Genomic DNA, 218 nt, shown 5'->3' with positions numbered 1-218 from the left:
AACTAGTTTATTACCTATTTTTTTATTTATAGACGAATGTCTTAAATGCTTTTTCTAGGTCTATGTACAAAAAAAATGAACAAAAAACCGATACTTTAGAAAGTATCGGTTGCTACTTTTTAATGCTTTTAACCTTTTGGACCTTTAGGGCCTTTTGGACCCTTTGGACCTTTGCTACCGTGGCTGCCGCTGCTTCCACTTCCTGAGCTGCCTGAACT

It is taken from the genome of Neobacillus drentensis, assembly GCF_036962765.1.
Classification (GTDB): domain Bacteria; phylum Bacillota; class Bacilli; order Bacillales; family Cytobacillaceae; genus Neobacillus; species Neobacillus drentensis_C.
Note: the sequence above shows the minus strand (reverse complement) of the source record.